This window comes from Haloarcula sebkhae, from assembly GCF_014647415.1.
In the GTDB taxonomy this organism is placed as follows: Archaea; Halobacteriota; Halobacteria; order Halobacteriales; family Haloarculaceae; genus Haloarcula; species Haloarcula sebkhae.
The window spans coordinates 398,503-413,065 of sequence record NZ_BMPD01000003.1 but is presented as its reverse complement, the minus strand read 5'-3'; the positions used below and the strand labels follow the sequence as shown (position 1 = coordinate 413,065).

At 63.9% G+C, this 14,563-nt stretch carries 15 protein-coding genes; 8 read left to right on the top strand and 7 right to left on the bottom strand.

Annotation, left to right across the window (positions count from 1 at the left end):
* Positions 1-5 precede the first annotated feature (5 nt).
* The 4 genes from IEY38_RS11850 (at position 6) to IEY38_RS11835 (ending at position 3,619) form a co-directional block, all read left to right on the top strand.
* On the top strand, positions 6-437 hold the full coding sequence (locus IEY38_RS11850) for a universal stress protein (RefSeq protein WP_188978016.1): 432 nt from the start codon (positions 6-8) through the stop codon (positions 435-437).
* A 110-nt stretch (positions 438-547) separates the two neighbouring features.
* The gene (locus tag IEY38_RS11845; protein WP_005535825.1) at positions 548-1,060 is read left to right on the top strand and encodes a gamma carbonic anhydrase family protein; all 513 of its coding nucleotides are present in this window, start codon (positions 548-550) and stop codon (positions 1,058-1,060) included.
* A 57-nt stretch (positions 1,061-1,117) separates the two neighbouring features.
* Complete coding sequence (locus IEY38_RS11840) at positions 1,118-3,064, top strand: ICP22 family protein (protein ID WP_188978014.1); 1,947 nt, start codon at positions 1,118-1,120, stop codon at positions 3,062-3,064.
* Positions 3,065-3,145: 81 nt separating this feature from the next.
* A complete protein-coding gene (locus tag IEY38_RS11835; RefSeq protein WP_188978012.1) occupies positions 3,146-3,619 on the top strand; it encodes a peroxiredoxin in 474 nt (157 codons plus the stop codon).
* 44 nt (positions 3,620-3,663) lie between these two features.
* On the opposite strand, the gene IEY38_RS11830 is transcribed toward IEY38_RS11835, so the two are convergent.
* From IEY38_RS11830 to IEY38_RS11815, 4 genes are all read right to left on the bottom strand, one after another.
* Entirely contained in the window at positions 3,664-4,701 is a 1,038-nt protein-coding gene (locus IEY38_RS11830; protein ID WP_188978010.1) for a dipeptide epimerase, read from the bottom strand.
* Complete coding sequence (locus IEY38_RS11825) at positions 4,698-5,708, bottom strand: DUF1611 domain-containing protein (protein ID WP_188978008.1); 1,011 nt, start codon at positions 5,706-5,708, stop codon at positions 4,698-4,700. The genes IEY38_RS11830 and IEY38_RS11825 overlap by 4 nt, the downstream gene beginning before the upstream one ends.
* A 74-nt stretch (positions 5,709-5,782) precedes the next feature.
* On the bottom strand, positions 5,783-6,676 hold the full coding sequence (locus IEY38_RS11820) for a Vms1/Ankzf1 family peptidyl-tRNA hydrolase (protein WP_188978007.1): 894 nt from the start codon (positions 6,674-6,676) through the stop codon (positions 5,783-5,785).
* Between the two features lie 49 nt (positions 6,677-6,725).
* Positions 6,726-7,091, bottom strand: a complete 366-nt coding sequence (locus tag IEY38_RS11815; RefSeq protein WP_170098360.1) for a DUF5802 family protein — start codon at positions 7,089-7,091, stop codon at positions 6,726-6,728.
* 149 nt (positions 7,092-7,240) lie between these two features.
* On the opposite strand from IEY38_RS11815, the gene IEY38_RS11810 reads away from it, so the two are divergent.
* The 3 genes from IEY38_RS11810 to IEY38_RS11800 all read left to right on the top strand — a co-directional run bounded on the left by IEY38_RS11810 (position 7,241) and on the right by IEY38_RS11800 (position 9,904).
* Positions 7,241-7,885 carry a DUF1405 domain-containing protein gene (locus IEY38_RS11810; protein WP_188978005.1) on the top strand — a complete coding sequence of 215 codons (645 nt, stop codon included), beginning with the start codon at positions 7,241-7,243 and terminating at the stop codon, positions 7,883-7,885.
* Between the two features lie 96 nt (positions 7,886-7,981).
* On the top strand, positions 7,982-9,187 hold the full coding sequence (locus IEY38_RS11805) for a hypothetical protein (RefSeq protein ID WP_188978003.1): 1,206 nt from the start codon (positions 7,982-7,984) through the stop codon (positions 9,185-9,187).
* A gap of 69 nt (positions 9,188-9,256) precedes the next feature.
* Complete coding sequence (locus tag IEY38_RS11800; RefSeq protein ID WP_188978001.1) at positions 9,257-9,904, top strand: ArsR/SmtB family transcription factor; 648 nt, start codon at positions 9,257-9,259, stop codon at positions 9,902-9,904.
* Between the two features lie 32 nt (positions 9,905-9,936).
* Here the strand turns inward: IEY38_RS11800 and IEY38_RS11795 are convergent, their stop codons facing one another.
* From IEY38_RS11795 to IEY38_RS11785, 3 genes are all read right to left on the bottom strand, one after another.
* Positions 9,937-11,502: a Na+/H+ antiporter NhaC family protein gene (locus IEY38_RS11795; RefSeq protein WP_170098364.1), complete on the bottom strand. Its 1,566-nt coding sequence runs from the start codon at positions 11,500-11,502 to the stop codon at positions 9,937-9,939.
* Between the two features lie 348 nt (positions 11,503-11,850).
* Complete coding sequence (locus tag IEY38_RS11790) at positions 11,851-12,360, bottom strand: hypothetical protein (RefSeq protein WP_188977999.1); 510 nt, start codon at positions 12,358-12,360, stop codon at positions 11,851-11,853.
* 73 nt (positions 12,361-12,433) lie between these two features.
* Positions 12,434-13,033 (bottom strand): DUF5789 family protein, encoded by a 600-nt coding sequence (locus tag IEY38_RS11785; RefSeq protein WP_188977997.1) that lies wholly within the window; start codon positions 13,031-13,033, stop codon positions 12,434-12,436.
* Positions 13,034-13,252: 219 nt separating this feature from the next.
* Here IEY38_RS11785 and gatD point away from each other — a divergent pair, with 219 nt between their 5' ends.
* On the top strand, positions 13,253-14,500 hold the full coding sequence (gatD, locus tag IEY38_RS11780; protein ID WP_188977995.1) for a Glu-tRNA(Gln) amidotransferase subunit GatD: 1,248 nt from the start codon (positions 13,253-13,255) through the stop codon (positions 14,498-14,500).
* Positions 14,501-14,563: the final 63 nt, after the last annotated feature.

The following is a 14,563-nucleotide window of genomic DNA, read 5'->3' as shown; positions in this document are numbered from 1 at the left end:
CGGATATGTACGATTCGGTGCTCGTAGCCACAGACGGCAGTTCGGGAACGACGGAGACGCTCGCACACGCCACCTCGATCGCGCGCGACAACGACGCGACCCTCCACGGGCTGTACGTCGTGGACAGACGGCTGTACGTCGCGGCCGACAAGGCCAATCAGGACGAGGTTCGGCAGTCGCTGGAGGAAGAGGGCGAAGTCGCGCTCGACGACATCGTGGTCGGCGGCGAGGAGGCCGGCGTCGAGGTCATCACGACCATGGCGGAGGGGATTCCCCACAAGACGATCACCGACTACGCCGAGGAGGAGGACATCGACCTCATTGTGATGGGCACCCACGGCCGAACCGGACGGGACCGGGTCGCTAATCTCGGGAGCGTCACCGAGCGCGTCGTGCAGAGCGCACCCGTCCCCGTTCTCGTCGTCCACATCGAATAGTGCTGTATCGCTGGCAGGTGCAGTGAGGACGGACGCGACAGCGGCTATACGACCGGTACCACCCCGTTCTGACCGGTATCTTTTCGAGCGGCCGATACGATGGTGGCAGTATGGACAGCCGAGAGTACGAGTTCGAAGGAGCCACACCTGACATCCACGGATACGCCCACGTCAGCCGCGAGGCGACACTGGTGGGTGATGTCACCGTCGGCCCGAACGCGAACGTCTGGCCCGGTGTCGTGTTGCGTGGCGACGTAGCCCCTGTCGAGGTAGGCCGCGAATCGGCGATCGGTGACGGGGCCATCGTCCACGCCTCGACCGTCGGCGAGAAGGTGATGGTCGGCCACGGGGCCGTCCTCAACGATGCAGCGGTCAAGGACGGGGCGCTCGTCGGGTTCAATTCGACGGTCAGCGACGCCACCATCGGCGAGGGCTCTATCGTCGCGATGGGAACGGTCGTCCCACCGGGCTACGAGGTCCCCGCGGAGTCCTTTGTCCGCGGAAGTCCGGCCACAGTGACACCGTTGTCCGAGACCACTATCGATCCCAACGAAGTGTTCGAGGCGTTCAGCTCCGGCGATTACGCGAACCTCGCGGCCCGCCACGAAGACCTCTTCGAGTAACGTCCCGTCGGACAACGACGGGTCACTTATAGTGGAAGAACCCACACAGTACCGAGCATGGACGATATCGTCGACCTGGTGACCCGGTCGCTCGCTGACGAGACTGCCGCGGCGTTCACTGAGCGGGTCGACGAACAGGCGATGCGGCTCCGGAAGGCCATCGAGGCCGGGGAGTTCGACAACGAGGCGTTCTCCGTCGGCCTGGAGATCGAACTGTACGCGATTAATGCGGAGCCGGACCCGCCCGAACCGGACGATGGGGAAGGCAGCGAGGAAGCCACCGAAGAGGATCTGAACGACGACCTGAGCGGATCGGGCAGCGCGGCCTGGAGCGGGTCACTCGACGCGCCAGCGGAACCAGAAGGCGGTGGTGGCGCATCACTGGAACCAAACGGCGACGGGGCGTCACTGGAGCCAGACGATAGCAATCCACTGGAACCCGGCGGCGATGCGTCTCCGGACCAGAATGCTGGCGAAACCGCCGACGAGCCCGAGGATTCTTTCGGTCCCGGAGAGGGACCGTCGCTCGACATCGACCCGGACAGTCCGCTGGCCGAGGACGAACCGGAGACGCCAGAGGAGGAAGAGGCCGAACCGGCCGTCGAGTCGTCAGTCGAGGAAGAAAGTGACGAACCGTACATGGACCCCGAGGACTGGAATGGACGGCTGACCCCCTTACCCGACGTGGTGTTCGAGGGGGAGGCCAACAAGGAACTGGGCCTGCACAACGCCGAGGTCAACACCGAGCCGAACAGTTTCGACGAGACGGGAATGGAAGTCCAGACGACGGCGGTGGAGATGCAGACGAAGCAGGCCCGCCAGCAAGCGAGCAAGCACAACTGCGAACTCGTCCTCGACGCGATGTGGACCATCCCACCCGAGGAAGGTAGCGAGCAGTACCTCTCGGCGCACGAGACGAACGACGGCGTCGTCCTCGCGGACAACATGCGGCAGGCCCCCAGATACGTGGCGCTGGACAACGAGGCGCTCGACCACGCCGGCGGCAGCATCGACTTCGACGTGCCGGGGTACAGCGGGTCGTTCCCGACGATTCTGTTCGAGTCGCTGGCCACCTCGATCCAGCCCCACCTCCAGATCCCGGACGCCGAGGCATTCTCCGAGTACTACAACGCCGCGATCCGGACGCTCGGGCCGCTGCTTGCGCTGTCGGTGAACTCGCCGTTCCTCCCCGCGGACATGTATGGTGATACCGACGGCGAGTGGCTCTGTGCGAACACCCACCACGAACTCCGCATCGCGGCCTTTGAGCAGTCGGTCAACACCAGCGAGAATCCGAAAGTCCGGGTCCCGCGGGACCTCGACGACACGACGGACGTTGTCGGCCGTGTCGTCGACGACGACCTGTTCGCGCCGTTCCTGCGGGAGTTCCTGCATGACGACGACCGGACCGGGTTCGAAGACGAGTTCTGGGAGTTCGACCACAAGCGCGGGACCTACTGGCGCTGGCTCCGCTGTGTCGCCGGCGGAACCCCGGTCGAGGGAGCCAGCACTGAAAAGTCGCTCCGCATCGAGTACCGCCCGCTCCCGACCCAGCCTCACGCCAAGGACATGATCGGGCTGCAGGCGCTGACGGTCGGCCTCATCCGCGGGCTAGTCGTCGCCGACCACCCCGCCGCGGAACTACCGTGGCAGGAGGCCAAGCGGAGTTTCTACAGCGCCGCACAGGACGGCTCCGACGCAGACCTCTCGTGGGTGACGGCCGAGGGCGAGCGGACGGTCGATCACGACGACATCTACGACGAGGTTTTCCAGTACGCCCGTCTGGGGCTGGCCGAGCAGGGCGTGCCCGAGGCTCGCATCGACGAGTATCTCGACCCGATTGAAGCCCGCTACGAAGCCGGTATGACCCCGAGCGACTGGAAAATCGCCCGTGTCCGCGAGTACATCGACGACGGCGATGACCTCTCGACAGCCATCGAGTCGATGCAACGGGACTACATTGCGGCGAGCCGCGAACACCATTCCTTCGAGGAGTGGCTGTAAGCAGCCTGCTCCTGCTAGCGCGCCGGGAATCCCCTGCCGGATGGCGGGTATTTATTCGGCTGACGCCGTTATATTCGGGTGATGGTATCCACAGGCGACACAGCGCCGGACATCTCGGCGACAATCGCGAACGGTGAGGTAGAGGACTTCGAACTGAGCGACCACCTGGGCGACGGACCGGTCGTGCTTGCCTTCTTCCCGGGCGCGTTCACACCGCCGTGCTCCAACGAGATGGTGGCCCTGCAGGAGCACCTCGGGGACTTCCACGACGCCGGCGCGACGGTCCTCGGCCTCAGCGCCGACTCGGCGTTCTCGCTGAACTCCTTCCGCGACGAGCACGGGCTGGAGTTCGACCTGCTCAGTGACATGGGCCGGTCGGCGATTCAGGACTACGGCCTCGAAATCGACATCGAAGACCTCGGGCTGCTCGGCGTCTCGAACCGCGCCGTGTTCGTCGTCGACGACGACGGCGAGGTCGCCTACAGCTGGGTCGCCGACGACCCGACCAACGAGCCGGACTACGAAGAGCTGCTGGACGCCGTCAAGTCGGCGTAAGCAGTCACCGGGCGAACCTGATTTTTTATTGTGCGACTACGCAGCTACGCGTCTCGCATCCGTCGAACCCCGGTGCCGGCCGACACTGCAGTGAGGTCGAACACATCGCCGTCGAGCGGCACGCCGGCGTAGGGGTCTGATTCAAGCAAGAGCGCCCCGTCGAGGTCGACGTAGTCGACTAACGGCGCGAGGTGGACCGCCGCGGCGATGCTGGCGTTTGATTCGACCATACATCCGAGCATCAACCCAAGGCCGTGGGCGTCGGCGGCGTTGAGCAGTCGGGTTGCGGGCCGGAGGCCGCCGCATTTGACGAGTTTGGCGTTGACGATATCACAGGCGTCAGCGACCCGCGGCACGTCCGACGCAGTCACGCAGGACTCGTCGGCAGCGACGGGAATCCCGGTCGCGTCGGTCACGCGGCGGAGGCCGTCGATGTCGTCGGCCCCAACGGGCTGTTCAAGCATCGTGACGCCAGCGTCGGCAAGCCAGTCCGCATTGTCGATAGCTTCCTGTGCGGTCCAGGCGGCGTTGGCGTCGACGCGTATCTCGGCGTCGGAAACAGCGTCCCGGACCGCGTCCAGTCGCGCCCGGTCGTCGTCGGTCCCGAGTTTGACTTTCAGGTGGCCGAAGCCGCTGTTGGCCGCCTCCCTTGCTTTCTCGGCCATCCGCTCGGGCGAGTCGATGCCGACCGTGTAGGTGGTCGGCGGAACCGCGTCGGGGTCGAGCCCCCACTGGCGGTACAGCGGCAGGGCCAGTTGCCGAGCGGCGAGGTCGTGGACGGCGATAGAGAGTGCCATCCGAGCGGCGGGCTGGTCCGGCGCTCGCTCGGCGAGTTCCCGTTCGATACGTTGCTGGGCGTGTGGGTCGCCGATGCGGTCGACGGTCTCACAGAGCGAGGGCAGCGTTTCAGCCACCGACCGAGCGCTCTCGTTGTAGTACGCGGACGGCGTAACGGCCCCAATACCGGTGGTTCCCTCGTGGGTGAGTTCGACCGCGACGGTCTCGCTGGTCTCGCTGGTCTCCCGCGAGATGCCGAACGGGGTCGACAGCGGCAGGTCGTGGCAATCGACGCGCCAGTTCATAGGATGGCGTCCAGTACCTCGTCGGAGACGCCGTGGCGGACCGGGTCAGTCGCCGGTGCGTCCAGAGCGTCGCTGTATCCTGCGACGGCATCCGCGGCCGCACCGTCGTCGAGGTGGCGCGTATTCAACATGCCCGCGACGACGGACGCGTCCGAGATGGGCGCGGCCAGACGCTCGTAGATGTCGACGTACTCGGGAAGCGGCGGAATATCGAACGACTCGTAGCCGTGGATGACTTCCCGGCCGGCTTCGTGACACATGACGAGCGCATCCGGGACCGACCCGTGGAGGATGCTCGTCGTCACACCCGAATAGGCCGGATGGGCCAGCGCGCCCTGCCCTTCGACGACGAGGAGGTCCGCCGCCTGCGCTTCTTCGACTAGCCGTTCGACCGCGCCGGCGGCGTAGTCGGCGATGACGCGGTCGATGACGATACCCCGGTCGGAGATGGCGATGCCGGTCTGGCCGGTCGGGACGACCGCGGCGTCGAGGCCGCGCTCCCGCGCCGCGTCACGGATCTCGAACGAGGCAGTCATTTTCCCCGTCGAGCAGTCGGTCCCAACGGTCGTGACAACCGTCGCGTCGACATCGCCGGCGGTCCCCGCTGCCACGGTCAGATCCTCCGGCGGTTTGCGGAGGTCGTGCAGTTCGGCGTCGTGTTCCTCGGCGAGGCGGGCGAACTCCTCGTCGTCAGCCAGAAAGTCGTGCAGTCCCGAGTACACGTCACAGCCGCGTTCGAGCGCCGTGCGGACATCCTCTCGCCAGGACTCGTCGAACTCGCCGCCGATGGGCGAGATGCCGATGACGAGCGCGTCGACATCGGGTGCATCGGCCATCGACGCGACAATCGGGGCGTCCTGCACGTCCGGCAGCGAATCGTGGACGCGCTGGCCGGCCCGCTCGCGGTCGACAAGTGCTTCCACCGTTCGGTCACCGTACCGCAACAACCCGACCGCCGTCTTGGCTCGGTCGGGGAAGGCGTCGTGTGTCAAAATGGCTACGGCCATAGCCGGACAGAATCGCCGCCCCGCGAAAAAGCTACGGAACCGGCACCGACGGAACTGCGGCGAGCGGGGCTGAGCTACGGCACCCGAAGCCGAACGGTCCACAGCGACCGGACGGCGTCGTCGAGCGCCGCGTCCGGCTCCCCGGTCGCGTCGACCGGCTTCATCGCCGTCGCGAGATCCTCGAACTCGTGGATGACCGACCCCTCGCCGACGACATACAGTCGGTCGGGCGACACCTCCTCGATAGCGGCCCGACAGCGGTCGAGGTGGGAGTCGATCTGCTGGTCCCGGAGCCGCTCAAACCGGCTCTGCGAGAAGCCGCCCTTCGAGTGCTGGCTTTTCAGCTCCGAGTCGAACCCGTGGAAGGCGGTCCGCTCGCGGCCGTCGTACTCGCTCATGGCGAACAGGTCCGAGCGAACCAGCGCGACGACGTGTTCGCCGGTCGGTTCGAACCACGACCGCTCCAGCTGGACAGTGTCGGCCCACCCGGTGAACGGCGACGGCGGCGCAGGGACGGACAGACACGCCGACAGGAGGCCGGCGTCGTCGGTGACTGCGAGACACGGCGCGGCGCTGGCGACCAGCGATGCGCGGTCGCCGAAGGCGTCCCGGACCGGTCCGGGCAGGGAGCGCTCCGCGTCGACGTAGGCGGTAAAGACGCCTTCCGGTTCCGTCTCGACGGATTCCAGCCGGTCGAGGACCTCACTCAGGCGCGCCCGACTGAGCGTCTCCTCGGCCCGAAACGTCGATTCACCCTCCTCGTCTTGCAGGCGTTCGACTCGGTCCTGAAGTTCAGCGACGCGGTCCTCCAACCGATTGACCTCGGTCTCGGCCCGCTGGCGTTCGGTCGCTGCGTCGGCGCGGCGCTCCTTCTCGGCGTCGAGCTGTCGTTCGAGGTGGTGGTTCTCCTCTTCGAGTTCGGCCACCCGCTCTTTCAGCGACGCTCGTCCCAGCAACCGGTCAAGCATCGACTGGATGGCAGACGGGGACGGGCTTAAAAGTGACTTCCGACGACCCTCAGACGGCGGTGTCGGGCAGTGTCGGCGTCCCCTCTGAAATAGAGAGCAATTGTGCGGCGTGGTCCGCCTTCGCCAGGAATACCTCTTCGAGGCTGGGCGGGTTCCGGACGTTGGCATCTTCGAGCATCGCTTCGGGAACGACGAGTGTGTCCGCCGGGACCTGTTCGTCCCCATGGACGGCAAAGTGCTGGGAGCCGAGTTTCATTACCAGCGGATAGTCTGTGCGTTCGACTCCCTCGCTGGAGGCGTACAACTGTTCGTTCACTCGCTCGTGCTGCTCGCGACACATCGCGGCCGCCGCGTCGTCTCTCGGTTCGACGTAGAGGCGGCCGAGGTAGTATCCGCGCGAAAACTGTTCGAACATCGGTGCAACTGAATGTGTGTTATTGACATAGATAAGTGTTCGCCGGCAACCTTTTGCCGTCGTGCAAACAGCGCGGATTCGGAGGGCCGGTGAGCCGATGCCGACTCCCGTCCGACAGGGCTTTGCCACGGCCGGCCCCGAATCGACCTATGAGCGAGCAGCGGGGACCGTTGCCACGTCGGTACGCGCGGTATTACCTGGAACAGACGCCGAGTCTCGTGTGGCTACTGGTCGTCAACGCCGTCGCGATGCTCGTCGGTGTCCGGTTTTACGTCAAGACGATGCCCGAGGTGTCGACGTTTCTCTGGCCGCTGTACGCCGATTCGCCGGCCGCGCTATTCCTGATGACGCTGTCGGTAGCGACCCTCCTGCCGTTCCTCGGCGAGTCACTTGACGAGGTCCCGCTGACGGTGCCACTGGCGTACCTCCACACGATTGCGCTGGTCTGGCTTGTCAAGATGGGGCTGTGGACCGTCGTGGCGTTAAACATCGGCTTCGACGCCTACTTCCCCGCCCCGTGGGCGTATTTCGGCATCATCATCACCCACCTCGGCTTCGTCGCCGAGGGGCTGTTAGTCCCGCACTACGCTCGAACAACGAAGGGTGCGCTCGTGACCGCGCTGGTGCTGGCACTCGGTAACGACGTGCTCGATTACGGCTTCGGATATCATCCGCCGTTGCGGTACGACCCCGGCCTCGTGTTACCGCTCGCCACTGTCGCACTCTCGGTGCTGTCGGTTGGAATCGCCTGGCGACTGCTGCCGATGGAGAAGACGGCACAAAAGACATCTTAAACACTCTTGGACTATCTGAGGCAGTTTCAATCGTCTGTAAACGACACGAACGAAGGCGTTTCTTTTTGATGTGGGAGGGCAGAAGTAGGGATAGGAATGAGCCCACGCCAGGCCACGCTCCTCACAGTGCTGGTCATCGTCGGGACTGTGGCTGTCGGCCTCCCGGCTGTGACAGCACAGGAGACCGCGACGGAGACAGTGGCCACGCAGAACGACTCTGCCAACGGGATGGGAACGCAACTCACTGCGTTCTTGCAGTCGAACTCCGCTGCCGCGAACGATACGGTCGAGAACGGGATGTGGCAGTCGGCATACAACCAATCGAACGGAACCGAACGAGCCGAACTGGTTACAGACAGAGCCGGCTCGCTCGAACGCCGACTCGAACGCCTACAGGAGCGCAACGCCACACTCGAACAGCGATACGAGAACGGCACCATCAGTGAGCAGGCTTACGTAGCTCAACAGAGCCGGCTCACTGCGGAGATCGCAGGCCTACAGACCGCGATCAACGACACCGACACGGCCGCCGAACAGACCGGCGTGGACGACACTGCACTGGAACGACTGAAACAGAACGCAAGCAAGCTTTCCGGTCAGCAGGTCGCAGCGGTCGCTCGCGGCATCGCCGGACCGCCAGAGACTGCTGGCCCGGATGAGCAGGGACCATCGGACAACGCTGGCGTCAACCGGAGTGAGCAGGGTCCACCAGCCAACGCGTCCGAGGAGCGTGCCAACGAAAGCGAGCGGGGACCGCCCTCTGATGCCCCGGGACAGCAGCGTAACGAGAGTGATCAAGGGCCACCGGACGATGGACCTGACGACGGCGAAAACGAAACCGACGAGTCCGACGGAACAACGCAGGGAAACGGGGCTGAAGAGGGAGACGACAGGGGTAACAGCGGCGGGGCCGGGGATGAACGCGACAACGGCGACGATACCGCGGAAGGCAGCAATGACTCGGGGGAGAGTTCTGACGGCGACGGAACAGACAATTCAGCCGATTCGTCGAATTCGGACAACAGTTCTGGCAGTGAGAATACCGGCGACTCCAGCGATAGTTCCGATGGTGACGATACCAGCGACTCCGGCGACAGTTCCGATGGTGACGGTGCCGACGGCTCCGACGACAGTTCTAGCGGAGGCAATGACGATGCTGACGGTGGCAACGACAATGCGAATAACGGAGGAGATGGTGGCGGGCAAGGGAACAGTGGCGGACAGAGAGGTGATGGCGGAAGCGGTCAGGGGAGCGGGAACAGCGGCTCACAGAGCGAGTCGTGGATAGACCGGCTATCGTAGGCGGGTGACACCAGCAAACCGCCTGACGAGAGTCATACTTTTGAACCGTGACCCGCTACCTACGTATCGATGGACTCCGCCGAGTTACTCAATCTCCTTGGAAACGCCAACCGCCGGCGGATTCTCAAACTACTCGCACACAAGCCCTGCTACGTCACCGAAATCAGCGAATACATCGGCGTCAGCCCGAAAGCCGTCATCGACCACCTTCAGAAGCTCGAAGACGCCGGGCTCATCGACTCTCGGACGGACGACCAACGCCGAAAGTACTTTTCTATCGCCCGGAACCTCCGTCTGGAGGTCCGTGTCTCTCCCTACGAGTTCGGTACCAAGAGCGCCTATCCGGCGAACCCCGAGTTCGAGATGCCCTCCTGCCGCCACCTCTCGATAGACGTGGGGGAGGAGGGTGCTGAGAACTTTCACGACCTGGCACGCGAACTAGAGCATCTCCAGCAGCTAGAGAACGAACTGTCGCTGGCCCAGCGGTGGGTACAGGCCCGTCTGACCGACGTGCGGGACCGCATCGACTCCGGCTTCGAGAACGGCGACGGCCGGCTGTACGCAGAACTGGTCAGCGGACTCGCAAACGGTATCGATACCGTCCCGGCGCTGGCCCGGGAAATAGAGGCCCCGCCAGAGATCGTCGAGGAAGCGCTTCATCGGCTCGAAGACGACGAGGTGGTCGAACGAACCGACGACGGCTGGGAAATCGTTTAAACGGTGCAACAGCGCTTCGGAACGGGGCAGTCTCAGTCCGCCTTCGATCCGTACGAACTCGGGACCTCGACCGAGAGCTGTTCCGAGAGCAGGTACGTCACTGACCCGACAGCAGCCAGTCCGATCGGAAGCGCAATGTACGCCGGAACGCCGTAGCCGGCCATCAGGAACAGTCCGGTTGCGACGATGCCGGCCAGCACTGCGTAGGGAATCTGGGTGTTCACGTGGTCGACGTGGTCGCTGGCGGCGAACATGCTCGACATCACCGTGGTGTCCGAGATGGGGGAACAGTGGTCACCGAACAGCGCACCGGTCAGAATCGCTGCGATAGCCGGTGCCAGCGGCGCGCCGAGCGCGTGTCCAAGCGGGATCGCGACCGGGAACAGGATACCCATCGTCCCCCAAGACGTGCCGATGCTGAAGCTGATTATAACGGCACTGAGGAAAATGATGGCAGGCAGCATCCCAGCCGTAATAATACCCTCACTGATAGCGACGACGTAGGGACCGACGCCGAGTGCCTGGCTCACAGCACCGATGGACCACGCGAGCGAGAGCACCGCAACGGGGAACATCACCATTTTGAACCCCTCGAAGATAGCGTCGCTCACTTCGTCGACCGCGATCCGTGCGTGGCCGACCAGAATCGTCAGGATGACCAGACAGGCCGAGAACGAGGCCCAGACGATGGCATCCGCAGTGGCCGCGTTCGACAGCGCCTCGGTGAGGCTCCGTCCGGCGAACCCACCGCCGGAGTAATACAGTGAAAACCCGGTCACCCCGACGAGTGTGGCGATTGGCGCGGCGAAGTACCACCACCGCGGCTCGACATGGTCCGGCGTCACGATATCATCCTCCTGCGTTTCCATGAGGGGATCAGCGTTGTCACCGAGGACTTTGCCCTCTTCTCTGGCTCTGCGTTCGGCTTTCGCCATCGGGCCGAAGTCAAGATCCGCGATGACAACAATGAAAACCATTGCAAGTGCGAGCAAGCTGTAGAACCGATAGGGAATCGATTCGAGGAACAGCAGAAACGCGCTACGATCAACCCCAATTGTACTCAGTTGCTCGGCGATGAGTCCGACCTCGAATCCGAGCCACGTCGAGACGACCGATATCGACGCGGTTGGTGCAGTGGTGGAATCGAGAATGTACGCCAGCTTCTCGCGACTGATGTCGAACTTATCGGTGATCGGCCGCATGACCGACCCGGTAATCATCGTCGAGGCGTACGAGTCGACGAAGATCGTCATCCCCAGTAGCGACGTGCCAAGCGCCGCCTGGCGACGAGTCCGAATACGCTTGACCATCTGTGATGCCAGCGCATTCATCCCGCCGGAAAGGAAGATCATCCCCAGCATTGCCCCGATGAGGAACGTGAACAAGAGGAGTTTGACATTGAACGACTCTGTCACGTTATCCACGACAAACTGGAGGCTTCGAGCAGCGCCGGCGGCCGGGTTCCAACCGACGAGCACTGTCGCGCCGATCCAGATACCTGCAAACAGCGAGAGCAGTACTTGGCGAGTGAACAACGTCAGTACAATGGCGAGCATCGCCGGAAACAGGCTGATAAGCCCGTACGTTTCTGGTGCCATGCGTTCTGTTCCGCGATTTACATACGAGAGTTATAAGCGTTATCAACTCAAGATACTGTGACCTAAAGACATGAAAGTGTAGCAGATGGTCAGATACAGGCCAATATTCTGGATACATGGATTTATTTTACTACTATATGACAAGACCGAGACAATCGATATTACGCAACATGAAGTCCGTTCACGTCGACACTGCTATCGGGGACTTTTTGGCAGGCAGGCTATCGGCAGGACACTTCGAAATCGTTTGGCCGACTGATGTGCGGCATATCAGACGACAGGATCATCAAGTACAGTAAGCCCAGAAGGGGCGGTCGCGCCACTGACCAGAATGTACCGTCGGGAGAACTACAGGTCTTTCATCAGTCCGCTGCGGAGGTCACGCCCGAAGTAGTGCCCGACAAGCGCAAGTACGAGGCCGACGCCGCCGGCGATGGCAAACAGCCTAGTGCCGTTCAGCCCCGCGGCGAGCTGTGGGAGGAGAGACAGAACGGCCGTCGCACCGCCGCTGACACCGCCCGCCAGCCCCAGTTCGACGTATCGGCGCTCGCTGGCGAGCAGTCCGTAAACGAAGCCGCCAAGCAGGATACCGACCAGTTCGGTGAACGGCACGAGCGGTATCAGCCCGCCGAGCACCATTCCGCCGCCGACCGCTCCGAAAGCGAACAGCAGCGCCCGCAATGAGAAGTAGCTCCCGCTGTCTTTCGTAGACGTTTCGGTGACAGACGGCTCCGCTCCGCCCGATTCCCCGACAGCAACATCCGTCTCGACCGACTCGGTTGTGCCAACATCGACGCCGAGGTCACTGCCCGAGTTCGCGTTCGCGTCGCGGGTCCGTTCCTCGGTTCGTTCGGCCATACAGAGTGTGGGACCGCGAGTAGTATGGTCCTTGTGGGGTCTGCCGGCAGTCAGGGGAACAGTGGTGTGTCGCTCAGATACCGAGCCACTCGTCGTTGCGAACCGAGTAGCCGTTCGACCGGCAGAACTTCGCCGCCTGTCGGCGGACGTCGCGGGACCCAGGAAGCGTCTCCTTCTCGTGGATGCGCTCGATAATCCAGTCGGCGACGACCCGGATGCCCTCGTCGTCGTCATCCGCGTCGATAGCCCGCAGTTCCCGGAACGTCCGCTCGTAGCCGTCGTGCTGTGAGGCCCCAAAGGACGCGCTCTGGTGCTCGTCGGCGGCCTCCACGACGCGTTTCATCGCCCCCGCTACCGTTGGCCGCTGGACTCGCGTCCGGACCTCGGCTGGCGATTCGAAGGACTCGACCTCCGCATCGGGCAGGAGGTCCGCGACAGTGTACGTCCCATCGGCCGACTCGATTTCCCGATCGCCGACCGCAGCGACCACGTCAGCCGCTGTTGCCGGGAATTCGAGCGATTCGAGTTCTGTCTCGAAGTACGCGAGTTCCGCCGGATCGACCGGCGGCTCGGGTTCGTCCGCGCGCTCAAGCTCCTCGGCGATAGCGCGCTTCCGCTGGCGGCGCTCCTCGTTTTGGGCCTGGGCTTCGCGGCCGTTCTTGTTGTCTGCCATACTTGTTAGATAGCTGTCTAGTGGGATAACGCTGTGGGACAACACCATCCGTGGTTTGCAGTTGCAACGCTGTTCTCTCAGGGTTGCCAGACAGGAGGCGAGTGTCACAGGGAGGGTAGCGGCGGTTGCGGTGATACACGGCGACAGTACGGGCCGAGACTCATCGCGGTGCACACCGAAACGAGTGGGTTCAAGTCCCACCGGCGGAAAGTGCCGCGCATGAACGCAGGCGACCGGGTCCGCGTCGAGCGCGCGGCCCAGACCTACGAGGGCGTGTTGCTCCCCTCCAGCACCCCAGAGCATCTCGTCGTCAAGCTCGACGGCGGGTACAACGTCGGCATCGACCGCGAGGACGCATCCGTCGACGTGCTGGAGTCGGATGTCTACGACGTCGAGAGCGCACAGGACGAACAGAGCCAGTCAGCGATAGAGTTCGACGACGACCTCCCGACGGTGTCGCTGATCTCCACTGGCGGAACCATCGCCTCGACGGTCGACTACCGCACCGGCGCGGTGACGGCCCAGTTCGACGCCGAGGACGTACTACGAGCGGTCCCGGATCTGGCCGGGATGGCGAACTACCGCGGCCGCGTCGTCGCCAACATCCTCTCAGAGAACATGACCCCGGCCGTCTGGCAGGACCTCGCGCAGGCGGTCCACGAGGAAATCGAGAACGGAGCGGACGGCATCGTCGTCATGCACGGCACCGACACGATGCAGTACTCCGCGTCGGCGCTGTCGTTCATGCTCGACACGCCGGTCCCAATCGTCTTCACCGGCAGCCAGCGGTCGGCTGACCGCCCGTCCTCCGATAACGTGATGAACGCCGTCTCCGCCGTCGAGGCTGCGACGAGCGACTGCGCGGAGGTCTTGGTCTGTATGCACGCCGACGAGTCCGACGACCGCTGTGCGCTCCACCGCGGAACTCGCGTTCGGAAGAACCACACCTCGCGCCGGGACGCCTTCGAGACGGTCGGTGCGAAGCCGCTTGGCGAGGTCGACTACGACATCGACGGCGAGAGCACGGTCACGTTCCACCGCGAATACGCCGAACGGGATGCCGTCGACCTGACGCTACACGACGATATCGAGACCGACGTGGAACTCCTGAAGTTCTCGCCGGGAATGGACCCGTCGCTGCTCGAAGCTGCCGCCGAGGGCAGCGAGGGCATCGTCATCGAGGGGACAGGACTAGGCCACGTCAACACCGACTGGATCGGGACCATCGAGGAACTGGACATCCCGCTGATTATGACCAGCCAGTGCCTCGAAGGGCGTGTCTGTGACCGCGTCTACGACACCGGCCGGGACCTGCTCGACGCCGGCGTCATCGAGGGCGAGGACATGCTCCCCGGCACAGCGAAGGTCAAACTCATGTGGGCGCTGGCAAACAGCGACGACGTTGCCGATACGATGCAGGAGCCCCTTGCCGGCGAGATTCAGCAGCGCTCGACACCCTGGCTGTAGGACTGGAACCGGCGCTGTGACGCGGTCGTGGTGCGAACAGCGGCCCTGGCACCGGAGCGTCTC

Excerpts from the sequence above, each read along its gene's own strand:
- IEY38_RS11800 (WP_188978001.1), top strand. The coding sequence starts at position 9,257 with ATGGACTCCGCCGAGTTACTCAATCTCCTTGGAAACGCCAACCGCCGG.
- IEY38_RS11815 (WP_170098360.1), bottom strand. The coding sequence starts at position 7,091 with ATGTTCGAACAGTTTTCGCGCGGATACTACCTCGGCCGCCTCTACGTC.
- IEY38_RS11835 (WP_188978012.1), top strand. The coding sequence starts at position 3,146 with ATGGTATCCACAGGCGACACAGCGCCGGACATCTCGGCGACAATCGCG.
- IEY38_RS11805 (WP_188978003.1), top strand. The coding sequence starts at position 7,982 with ATGAGCCCACGCCAGGCCACGCTCCTCACAGTGCTGGTCATCGTCGGG.
- IEY38_RS11825 (WP_188978008.1), bottom strand. The coding sequence starts at position 5,708 with ATGGCCGTAGCCATTTTGACACACGACGCCTTCCCCGACCGAGCCAAG.
- IEY38_RS11795 (WP_170098364.1), bottom strand. The coding sequence starts at position 11,502 with ATGGCACCAGAAACGTACGGGCTTATCAGCCTGTTTCCGGCGATGCTC.
- IEY38_RS11820 (WP_188978007.1), bottom strand. The coding sequence starts at position 6,676 with ATGCTTGACCGGTTGCTGGGACGAGCGTCGCTGAAAGAGCGGGTGGCC.
- IEY38_RS11850 (WP_188978016.1), top strand. The coding sequence starts at position 6 with ATGTACGATTCGGTGCTCGTAGCCACAGACGGCAGTTCGGGAACGACG.
- IEY38_RS11790 (WP_188977999.1), bottom strand. The coding sequence starts at position 12,360 with ATGGCCGAACGAACCGAGGAACGGACCCGCGACGCGAACGCGAACTCG.
- IEY38_RS11845 (WP_005535825.1), top strand. The coding sequence starts at position 548 with ATGGACAGCCGAGAGTACGAGTTCGAAGGAGCCACACCTGACATCCAC.
- gatD (WP_188977995.1), top strand. The coding sequence starts at position 13,253 with ATGAACGCAGGCGACCGGGTCCGCGTCGAGCGCGCGGCCCAGACCTAC.
- IEY38_RS11810 (WP_188978005.1), top strand. The coding sequence starts at position 7,241 with ATGAGCGAGCAGCGGGGACCGTTGCCACGTCGGTACGCGCGGTATTAC.
- IEY38_RS11830 (WP_188978010.1), bottom strand. The coding sequence starts at position 4,701 with ATGAACTGGCGCGTCGATTGCCACGACCTGCCGCTGTCGACCCCGTTC.
- IEY38_RS11785 (WP_188977997.1), bottom strand. The coding sequence starts at position 13,033 with ATGGCAGACAACAAGAACGGCCGCGAAGCCCAGGCCCAAAACGAGGAG.
- IEY38_RS11840 (WP_188978014.1), top strand. The coding sequence starts at position 1,118 with ATGGACGATATCGTCGACCTGGTGACCCGGTCGCTCGCTGACGAGACT.